Raw genomic sequence first — 9,294 nt, 5'->3', positions numbered from 1 at the left:
CGCGGGAACAGGGCGCGGCGGCGGGTCGTGCGACATGGTGCGCTGGGTTCAGGATGCGGTGCGGGACGACCAAGCGGTGCGCCGCGCCGTCATCGACGCCGCGCAGCAGATGAACGCCTCGGGCCGCGCCATCCTGGTGTGGAACGGCGATTGGCTGCAGAGCCGAAACCAGTCGGGCAAGGGTCTGGCCGGGGTTCGTCAGGCCATCGCCCTGGAGGTCGCCTTCGCCCCGGCCGAGTGCAAGGCCCAGCGCATGACCGGCCTGGCGGTGCTGAAGCTGGAAGACCGACCGGGCGGCGCGCAACTGGCGCTGGGCAAGGGCAGCTGGCGCTGGTCGGACCTCCTGGGGGCGGGCTAGGCGGCGCGCGGCCCGAACAGGATGATCCCCGCACCGACCAGACAGACCAGCCCGCCCAAAACGTCCCAGCGATCCGGCGGCGTCTTTTCGATCACCGCCATCCAGATCAGCGAGGCGCAGATATAGACGCCCCCATAGGCCGCGAAGGCCCGCCCCGCCGCGTCGCTGGGGATCAGGGTCAAGAGCCAGGCGAAGGCGATCAGACAGACGACGCCCGGCGCCAGCCACAGCGGCGAACGCTCCAGCTTCAGCCACGCCCAGAAGGCGAAACAGCCGCCGATCTCCGCCAGGGCCGCGAGGGGATAGATGAGGATCGGCGTCATGGGCGGGCGCCATGCCAACCGGCGGCCAGATCAAGCCACTGCGGGTTTGCCTTTTCGATCAAGGCCAGCTTCCAGGCCCGACGCCACTTCTTGATCGTCTTTTCACGCCCGATCGCGTCGGTCATGTTCTCATGCTGCTCGTACCACACCAGGGTCTTGCAACCATGCTCCGAAACGAATCCCGGCGTGGCGCCAGTGCGATGCTGCCAGACCCGCTGCAGCAGATCGCTGGTTACCCCGGTATAGATGGTGCCGTTCCGAAAGTTCGCCATGATATACACGGCGATGACGGCGTCCTCTCTCATGTTCGGGACATGAGCATGTAAGTTCGACCCGCACAACATTCGTCATTCCGGGGCTTCGCGCAGCGAAGAACCCGGAACCCAGGGCCGCATAAACCAGCGTGGGGCCGCCCTGGGCTCCGGGTTCCGCTGCGCGGCCCCGGAGTGACGGTCATTAATGCTTCATCTATTCTTCCTTCGCCGCCCTTTCGGCCGCCATCTTGGCCAGCACCCGACCGCGGCCGCGCGACAGGGCGTGGATGGCGCCGCGCATGGTGGCGACCTCCTGTTCGGAGAAGGCGGCGCGGCCCAGCATGACGCGCAGGTTCTGGCTCATCGAACGCTTCTTCTCGGGCGGATAGAAGAAGCCGCCGTTTTCAAGCTCTTCCTCCAGATGCTCGTACATGCCGACCAGCAGGGCGTTGGAGGCGGGCGGCTCGGCGTCGCGGAAGCGCGGCGGCGGGGCGTCCAGGATCAGGGTGCGCCATTCATAGGCATTGATGGCCACGGCCTGGGCCAGGTTCAGCGAGTGGTGCTTGGGGTCGATGGGAATGGTGACGATGCCGGCGCACAGGGCGATGTCGGTCGTCTCCAGCCCCGCGCGCTCGCCGCCGAACAAGAGGCCGGTCTTCAGGCCCGAGGCGGTGTCGTCATAGAGAACCCGACCGGCCTCGCGCGGGGTGCGGACGGGTTGGCGCGTCTCGCGCGGGCGGGCGGTGGTGGCGAAGACGGTGTTGAGGTCGGCGATGGCCTCGGCGACGCTGTCGAACACGCGCACGCCCTCCAGCACCCAGTCGGCGCCCGAGGCGGTGGCCCAGGCCCGCTCTTGCGGCCAGCCGTCGCGCGGGCTGACCAGGCGCAGGTCCGACAGGCCGAAATTGGCCATCACCCGCGCCACGGCGCCGATGTTCTCGGCCATCTGCGACTTGTCGAGGATGACGGCGGGGGGCGTTAGGTCGGGCATGGGATCAGATTTGGCAGCGGTGAAAAGGCGTTAGTGAAAAGTGCGAGTGAGCAAGAGGTGAGCCGATGCGCGCAAGCCCCTGCGACCGCTCACCTCTTGCTCACTAGCACTATTCACCAGCACCGCTCATCGGAACCGAAATCAGTCCTCGCCCACCATGGCGATCCAGGGGTCGGCGGTTCCGGCCTCGACCTCGGCGACCTTGACGGCGGGCCAGCCGATGGAGGCGCTGGCCGAGGCGGTCCAGGCGGTGACGATGAAGTCACGCAGTTCGCCCGCGCCCGCCGCCAGACGTTCGTTGACGAAGGCCGCGCCGCGCGGATCCTGATCCTTGAACCCGCCCGCCTTCTCCAGACGATAGAAGGGGATCACCGTGCCCAGGGTGGTCTTCAGATAGGCGACGGTGCGCGCCTTGGGATCGAAGCCGTCCAATTGGGCCGCCGGCATGGCGGCTTCGATGGCGTCCAGGCGCGCGACGCGGGCGGTGAACTCGCCCTCGAACAGGGCGTGGGTCTGGCGCGAGTTGGTGAAGCCTTCCGGGTTCGGGAAGTCGCCCCAGCCGTTGAAGTGGATGCTGGTGTGGTGCGGCTGGGAGCCGTCGCCGACATAGTGGCCCATGACGCCGATGTCGCGCAGTATCAGGGCCTCGCGACGGATGCGGTCGGCGCGATACCAGGCCTGACGCTCCATGTTCGTCTCGCGCTTCTCGGCGGCGTTCAGCACGCGCCAATAGGCGAAGTCGCGGCCCAGCTGCTGCCAGCCGTCGATCATGGCGTAGGGCAGATAGCCGGCGTCGTTGACGCTGAGGCCGGCCTTGGTCAGGGCGGCGTCGTATTCCGATTTCAAGCGCGGCAGATCGTCGATGCTCATGCCGCGCTGGTCGAAGACCCGGCCCTGGTCGTCCAGGTCGATGAAGTGGGCGGTGTCGCGCTCGCGGTCGTGGGGCTGGCCGCCGCCCTTCCAGCGGTCGGGCTCGCGCGCCAGCTCGCCCACGTCGGCGATGGCGGAGGGCGTGCGCAGGAAGGCCGGCAGATCGTCGGGCAGGGCCCGCATCGCCGCCACCCCGATCAGCCGGTGGCCGGTGTTGCCCCAGGCGGTGACGGTGATGGCGGGCGCGACGACGGCGAGCATGGCCACGGCGGCGATGGCGAGACGTTTCATGAGACTGACCTGAAGGGTGAGATTGCTCGCTCTAAGAGCATGATCGGGAGGGGGTGAAAAGTGCTAGCGAGCAAGGGGTGAGCCGCCGGATCGACGGCCGCTCGAACGCTCGCTTCTCGCTTACCAGCACTCCTCACCCTACACCTTTCAGTCGCCTACCTGCTCGCGCTCGACCGGCGCCGGCGGGCCCGCCTCGTCCTCGTTCAGCAGACGGCCTTCGCGACGGGGCTTGATATAGGGCGCGGGCTGGGGCGTCGGCATATTGCCGCGCATCAGCTGGCGGCCGGCGGTGACGCCGCCGGTCAGCTGCAGGTCCAGACGGGCGTCGTCGCGGCGGCGCACATCGCCGATGGTCTCGGCCGCCTCGCGCTCGTCCAGTCCCAGTTCGACCAGGGCGCGTTCGCCGAACTTCAGCGCCGATTCGAAGGTCTCGCGGATCTGGTAATCCACCCCCGCCTGGATCAGCCGTATCGAATGGCCCCGGTCGAAGGCGCGGGCCATGATCCTGGTGGTCGGGAACTCGGACTTGACCAGTTCGACGATACGGTCGGCGGCCTCGGGCTTGTCGACGCAGACCAGGACGATCTCGGCCTCCTCCGCCCCGGACGCCCGCAGGGTGTGAAGCTGGGTTCCGTCGCCGTAATAGACCTTGAACCCGAACTGGGAGGCGGCCTGGATCATCTCCACGTCGTTTTCGATGATCGACACGTCCACGTCGCGGGCCAGCAGGGGTTGGGACACGACCTGGGCGAAACGGCCGAAGCCGATGATCAGCACCTGGCCGCGCAGGTCCTTGGCGAAGTCCACGCCCTCGGCGTTTTCGGCGTCCTGGACCGGCTGGGGCGACAGCCGCGCGATCAGGAGCGAGGTCAGGGGCGTAAGCGCCATCGACAGGATGACGACCGCCGACATCATCGCCCCGATCCGGGCGTCGAACAGGCCGGCGGCGACGGCGGCGCCGTAAAGGACGAAGGCGAACTCTCCCCCTTGCGCGAACAGGCCCGCGCGCTCGACGGCCTCATGGTGCGAGGCCTTGAACAGGCGCGCGATCGCATAGATGCCCACGCCCTTGACCAGCATGAAGGCCACGACGCCGCCGATCACCAGACGCCAGTCGGCGACCACCACCGACACGTCCAGCGACATGCCGACAGACAGGAAGAACAGGCCCAGCAGGATGGCGCGGAACGGCTCCACATCCGCTTCCAGCTGATGGCGGAAGGTGGATTCCGACAGCAGGACCCCGGCCAGGAAGGCGCCCATGGCCATGGACAGGCCGCCCAGCGACATGGCCCAGGCGGCGCCGACCACCACCAGCAGGGCGGCGGCCGTCATCACCTCGCGCCCGCCGTAACGGGCCAATAGGCGGAAGATCGGATTGACCGCATAGCGGCCCGCCAGCAGCACCCCGCCGACCGCCGCCAGGGCGAAGCCGATGGTCTGCCACAAGGGCGGAGCGTGTTCGGCCGCGCGGCCGGTCAGCGAGGCCAGGACGGCGACGATAGCCAGCAAGGGCACGATGGCCAGGTCTTCCAGCAGCAGGATGGACACCGCCCGCTGGCCCGGTCCGCCGGCGATCTCGCCCCGCTCCTCCAGCATCTGCATGATGACGGCGGTAGAGGACAGGACGAAGCCCATGGCCCCCACGAAGGCGACCGAGGGCGAAAAGCCCGCCAGCATGGCCGTGCCCGTCAGGATCAGACCGCAGAACAACACCTGGGCCGCGCCAAGGCCGAAGATTTCCTTCCTAAGACCCCACAGGCGTTTGGGCCGCATCTCCAGCCCGATGATGAACAGGAAGATGACCACGCCGAACTCGGCGACATGCAGGATGGTCTCTGGCTCGCGGAACAGCTTCAGACCAAACGGGCCGATGGCCAGACCCGCCGCCAGATAACCCAGCACCGACCCCAGGCCGATGCGTTTGAACACCGGAACGGCGAGAACCCCCGCCGCCAGCAAGGCCGCCGCCGCGCCCAGATCCAGTCCCGCCGTCGCCTCGGCCATCGTGCGTCCCATCAAGCTTGGCGTCTATTGTGGGGAAGGCCGCGCGCGATTGCGAGGGGCGGTTACGCCTAGGCTACGGGCCGGACCGGCTGGCGCAGGATCGTTTTCAGCCGGGACGCCTCGATACGGCGCGGGTCGCCGAGATATATCTCGTGGTGAGGTCCGTTAAAGGTCACGCCCATACCCGGCATCACCTCGTCGTGAAGCCGCGCCAGCACCGGTCCCTCGTCATCATAGGCGCCGATGTGCAACACCTGCAGCGAATGGCCCTCATCATAGTGTTCGAGCCGCAAGCTTTCCGGCGGCTGGCCCAGCTTTCCAGTCGTTTCCTCCACGGTGTCTTCGAACAGGCGCCGATCCAGGAAATCGGGCGCCATCACCATCATCGTCCAGCGCCATCGATCCTTTTCGCGCCGAACGAAACTACGGGGATCGTCCGCCTCCCAAAGACCCTGGAGCGGCGGAACTACATAGTCGCGATCCAGCGTGCGTTTCGAGGCGAACTTCATCGCATAGCTGACGCTGAAGACCCATTCGACCGCGCGGCGATAGGCGGGAGAATTGTTGGGATCACCGTGGCCATCGACCTTGACGAACCGAAGCCGTGGCGGATCGACGACCACGACCCGCCCCGTCGGCGCAGTGAAGAGGGGCTTCATCTCCTTTTTGAAATCCAGCTTCGTCATAGCGGCGCTCCGATCCGATCATCCTTGTCTGTGCGAGGATCGAAGACTGATATGAAAGCCACGCTTCGCGTCATCATTTTTCACCGATGACGCCGATGCCGATCCACGCCACAGTTTGGCCTAACGTCGTCGGCCGAGTAGCAGGATCGCAACTGGAGGAAACCATGTCACGTCTCGTCCGGATCGCCGCCCTTTCTGTATTGAGTCTGTCGGTCGCCGCGCCACCGGCGGCCCTGCCGTCCGTCGCCTTGGCCAAGCCGCTGGATGGCGAGGCGACGCCGGCGGCGTGCCTGCCTCTGGGGTTTTCCTTGGAAGCAGAGCCCGATGTGCAGGATCTCGTCGTCACGGGAACCCGCGTCCAGGGTCGGACGACGACGAACGCGCCGCTCGCCCCGCCGCCGCCGCCGCCACCTTCGCCGGCGCCCCCCGCTGCGATGACAGGCAACGCGGGGGTGACCGGGTTTCGGGTTTCGCCGATCACGCCGGCGCCGCCGCGCGCGGAGACCGAACGCTATCCCGATGCGACGCCCAATCCGGTGAAGCGGACCAGCGATCAGCCGGTCTCGACCTTCTCGATCGACGTCGATACTGCGTCCTATTCCAATGTGCGCCGCTTCATCGGCGAAGGCCGGACGCCGCCCAAGGATGCGGTGCGGGTCGAGGAGATGATCAACGCCTTCGACTACGACTACGCGCGGCCGACGTCGCAGAACCGGCCGTTCGCCGTCACGACGGCGGTCGCGGCCTCGCCCTGGGCTGAGGGTCGGCAGATCGTGCACATCGGCCTGCAAGGCTATGAGCTGCCGGCCCACCAGCAGCGGCCGCTGAACCTGACCTTCCTGGTCGATGTGTCCGGCTCGATGCGGTCGGCCGACAAGCTGGACCTGGCCAAGAAGGCGATGAACCTGGCCATCGACCGGCTGCGGCCGCAGGACACCCTGGCCGTCACCTATTACGCCGAAGGGGCGGGCACGACGCTGCAGCCGACGCCCGGCGACCAGAAGCTGAAGATGCGCTGCGCGGTGGCCAGCCTGCGCGCATCCGGCGGCACGGCGGGCGCGACCGGCATGACCAACGCCTATGACCAGGCCCAGGCCAGTTTCGCCCGCGACAAGGTCAACCGCATCCTGATGTTCACCGACGGCGACTTCAACGTGGGCGTCACCGACGACAAGCGACTGGAGGAGTATGTCGCCGACAAGCGCGGCACGGGCGTCTATCTGTCGGTCTATGGCTTCGGACGCGGCAACTATCAGGATGCGCGGATGCAGGCCATCGCCCAGGCGGGCAATGGGGTCGCGGCCTATGTCGGGGATCTGAGGGACGCTCGTCGCCTGTTCGGCCCGGCCTTCGACAAGGGCGCATTCCCCATCGCCGACGACGTCAAGATCCAGGTCGAGTTCAATCCCGCCCGCGTCGCGGAATGGCGGCTGATCGGATACGAGACCCGGCTGCTGAACGAGCAGGATTTCAACAACGATCAGGTCGATGCGGGCGAGGTCGGATCGGGCGCCAGCGTCACGGCCCTGTACGAGATCACTCCGGTCGGCGGGCCGACCCAGATCGGCGAGCGCCGCTATCCCGACAATCGGATCGGGGTGGGCGGCGGCGATCCGAACGGCGAGATCGGCTTCATCCAGGTTCGCTACAAACAGCCGGGCCAGAGGCGGTCGGACTTGATCCAGCAGCCCCTGACCAATCGCACGGCCGGCCCCGTCAGCGCCCAGCCGCCCGAGGCCACGCGGTGGGCGCTGGCCGTCGCCGCCTTCGGCCAGAAGCTGAGGGGCGATCCGTGGATGGCCGGCGACTATGGCTGGGACCGGATATTGGACCAGGCGCAAGGGGCCAGGGGCGGCGATCCCTATGGCGACAGGGCCGAATTCGTCCAACTGGTGCGGGCGGCCCAGACCCTGCCCCCGCAGCGAACGCCCTGATCGGAACCGCCACGCTCGCGGCGGGTTTCCAGCGCAACGCTTCAACCGCAAGGACACCCGCCATGAAAATTCGCGACGTGATGACCAAGGACGTTCACCTGGCCCGCCCCGGCGACACCCTTCACGACGTCGCCAGCCGCATGGCCAAGGGCGGCTTCGGCTTCGTGCCCGTGGCGGACGGCGATCAGCTGATCGGCACGATCACCGACCGCGACATCGTGGTGCGGGCCCTGGCGACCGGCGCCGCGCCGTCGGCGACGGTGGTGGAGTTCATCACCCGCGACGCCCAGACCGTGCTGGACACCGACGACCTGAAGGTCGTGCTGGATCTGATGGGATCGAAGCAGATCCGCCGTGCGCCCGTGGTGGACAAGCACGGCCGCGTGGTAGGCGTGGTGTCGCTCGGCGACCTGTCGACGCGGGTGAAGGAGAAATACGCCGGCGAGACGCTGGAAAGCATCTCGCGTTAAGGTCTGCGTAACCGCGCCCTGACACCGCGCGTCAACGATCGTCATTCATCCTGGCCGTTGGTTTCGGAGAATGGCATGGCGCGCGCGCAGTTCCAGAAGGGTCAAAAGGTCTGGGTCGAGTGCGTCGGCGCCTGGGCGTTCGTCGAACAGGTTCAGCCTGTCTGGGCCAAGGGGTTCGACGAGCCCGTGCGCGTCACCTACGACGTCGGTCTGGGGCGCGAGTTCACGGCCAACGAACTGATGCTGGCCGCCGACGATCCCGGCGCGGACCAGGGCGGCGGCGACTGGCGCGTGCTGCGCGCCCGCAACAAGTGGCAACAGCCCGAGGATTGCCTGCACCACCCCCAACCCGGCACCTATCCGGTGGTGGTGACGGACCGCGCCGACTGGGGCGGCTGGCGCGTGCCGGGCGCCGAATACGATCGCGATCCCCAGCAGATCGAACGTCAGGCGCGTCTGATCGCCTGCGCCCCCCAGCTGATGCAGGTGGCGCAGGGTCTGGTGGATCTGGTGTCGGAAAGCCCTGACGACGCCCCGCCCGCCGTGCTGGGCCTGGCGCGTCAGGCCCGCGACCTGCTGCAGGGCGTGAACCGGGTGCTGGAAGCGGCGCCCGAGCGCCTGCCCGCCCTGCCCGTCCTGGCCTAAATCGGCCGAAAAGACCCCGCGAAGGCTCGACACGAATCCGCGACGCAGCCTAGATTCCCGTCTCAGCCGGTATTGGTCGGGAGGGGTGGCTTGCGCGACGCGGAGCGGCGGGAACATGGGCGAGGGCGGCGCGCGTCCGACCGCGCCCCTGGCGCGCCCGCCTGGCTGCGCATCGGGGTGCTGGTCGCCGCCCTGTTGTCCACGGGCTATGGACTTCTGGCGTCTCGTGAAATCAGCCGGCCGACGCGCGAGGCGGATCGGCTGACGGCCGAGAACCTGATGCTGAACGCCCGGCTGACGGCCAGCCGCATCGAGATTCTGACCCGTGCGGCCGACGCGGGCCTGACCGCCGGAGCCGTCGTCGCAACCGCGAACCGGCCCGCCGCCGAAGTGATCGAGGCCGCGCGCCGCGCCGCGCCGGACGTCGGCTTCACCTTGATCGGGCCGGGCGAAACGGCGCTGGCC

General features: G+C 67.9%; 9 protein-coding genes and 2 pseudogenes. 5 read left to right on the top strand and 6 right to left on the bottom strand.

All coding sequences use genetic code 11. The features are described from left to right. A pseudogene (locus RTU05_RS15500) lies at positions 1–358 on the top strand (hypothetical protein); the annotation flags it as partial. On the opposite strand, the gene RTU05_RS15495 reads toward RTU05_RS15500, so the two are convergent. The 6 genes from RTU05_RS15495 to RTU05_RS15470 form a co-directional block, all read right to left on the bottom strand. After that, complete coding sequence (locus tag RTU05_RS15495) at positions 355–681, bottom strand: YnfA family protein (RefSeq protein ID WP_312599240.1); 327 nt, start codon at positions 679–681, stop codon at positions 355–357. The pseudogene RTU05_RS15500 and the gene RTU05_RS15495 sit on opposite strands and share 4 nt — an antisense overlap. After that, positions 678–986 (bottom strand): GIY-YIG nuclease family protein, encoded by a 309-nt coding sequence (locus RTU05_RS15490; RefSeq protein ID WP_312599239.1) that lies wholly within the window; start codon positions 984–986, stop codon positions 678–680. Before RTU05_RS15490 ends, RTU05_RS15495 begins: the two co-directional genes overlap by 4 nt. A gap of 163 nt (positions 987–1,149) precedes the next feature. After that, positions 1,150–1,926 carry an RNA methyltransferase gene (locus RTU05_RS15485; protein WP_312599238.1) on the bottom strand — a complete coding sequence of 259 codons (777 nt, stop codon included), beginning with the start codon at positions 1,924–1,926 and terminating at the stop codon, positions 1,150–1,152. 141 nt (positions 1,927–2,067) lie between these two features. Next, positions 2,068–3,087: a S1/P1 Nuclease gene (locus tag RTU05_RS15480; protein ID WP_312599237.1), complete on the bottom strand. Its 1,020-nt coding sequence runs from the start codon at positions 3,085–3,087 to the stop codon at positions 2,068–2,070. Between the two features lie 147 nt (positions 3,088–3,234). Continuing rightward, a complete protein-coding gene (locus RTU05_RS15475; RefSeq protein ID WP_312599236.1) occupies positions 3,235–5,106 on the bottom strand; it encodes a monovalent cation:proton antiporter-2 (CPA2) family protein in 1,872 nt (623 codons plus the stop codon). A gap of 56 nt (positions 5,107–5,162) precedes the next feature. Beyond that, on the bottom strand, positions 5,163–5,780 hold the full coding sequence (locus RTU05_RS15470) for a GyrI-like domain-containing protein (RefSeq protein WP_312599235.1): 618 nt from the start codon (positions 5,778–5,780) through the stop codon (positions 5,163–5,165). Positions 5,781–5,944: 164 nt separating this feature from the next. Here RTU05_RS15470 and RTU05_RS15465 point away from each other — a divergent pair, with 164 nt between their 5' ends. From RTU05_RS15465 to RTU05_RS15450, 4 genes and pseudogenes are all read left to right on the top strand, one after another. Beyond that, complete coding sequence (locus RTU05_RS15465) at positions 5,945–7,714, top strand: von Willebrand factor type A domain-containing protein (protein WP_312599234.1); 1,770 nt, start codon at positions 5,945–5,947, stop codon at positions 7,712–7,714. Between the two features lie 62 nt (positions 7,715–7,776). Then, complete coding sequence (locus tag RTU05_RS15460) at positions 7,777–8,184, top strand: CBS domain-containing protein (RefSeq protein WP_312599233.1); 408 nt, start codon at positions 7,777–7,779, stop codon at positions 8,182–8,184. A gap of 75 nt (positions 8,185–8,259) precedes the next feature. Continuing rightward, positions 8,260–8,829 carry a hypothetical protein gene (locus tag RTU05_RS15455; RefSeq protein WP_312599232.1) on the top strand — a complete coding sequence of 190 codons (570 nt, stop codon included), beginning with the start codon at positions 8,260–8,262 and terminating at the stop codon, positions 8,827–8,829. Between the two features lie 90 nt (positions 8,830–8,919). Continuing rightward, positions 8,920–9,294 (top strand): annotated as a pseudogene (locus RTU05_RS15450) (hypothetical protein); the annotation flags it as partial.

Origin of the sequence: Brevundimonas sp. (assembly GCF_032017145.1) — a bacterium.
Taxonomy (GTDB): Bacteria; Pseudomonadota; Alphaproteobacteria; order Caulobacterales; family Caulobacteraceae; genus Brevundimonas.
This window is presented reverse-complemented; position numbering and strand designations above follow the sequence as displayed.

Coding starts and splice junctions, on each gene's coding strand:
- RTU05_RS15480 (WP_312599237.1), bottom strand. CDS start 3,087: ATGAAACGTCTCGCCATCGCCGCCGTGGCCATGCTCGCCGTCGTCGCG.
- RTU05_RS15470 (WP_312599235.1), bottom strand. CDS start 5,780: ATGACGAAGCTGGATTTCAAAAAGGAGATGAAGCCCCTCTTCACTGCG.
- RTU05_RS15460 (WP_312599233.1), top strand. CDS start 7,777: ATGAAAATTCGCGACGTGATGACCAAGGACGTTCACCTGGCCCGCCCC.
- RTU05_RS15465 (WP_312599234.1), top strand. CDS start 5,945: ATGTCACGTCTCGTCCGGATCGCCGCCCTTTCTGTATTGAGTCTGTCG.
- RTU05_RS15475 (WP_312599236.1), bottom strand. CDS start 5,106: ATGGGACGCACGATGGCCGAGGCGACGGCGGGACTGGATCTGGGCGCG.
- RTU05_RS15490 (WP_312599239.1), bottom strand. CDS start 986: ATGAGAGAGGACGCCGTCATCGCCGTGTATATCATGGCGAACTTTCGG.
- RTU05_RS15495 (WP_312599240.1), bottom strand. CDS start 681: ATGACGCCGATCCTCATCTATCCCCTCGCGGCCCTGGCGGAGATCGGC.
- RTU05_RS15455 (WP_312599232.1), top strand. CDS start 8,260: ATGGCGCGCGCGCAGTTCCAGAAGGGTCAAAAGGTCTGGGTCGAGTGC.
- RTU05_RS15485 (WP_312599238.1), bottom strand. CDS start 1,926: ATGCCCGACCTAACGCCCCCCGCCGTCATCCTCGACAAGTCGCAGATG.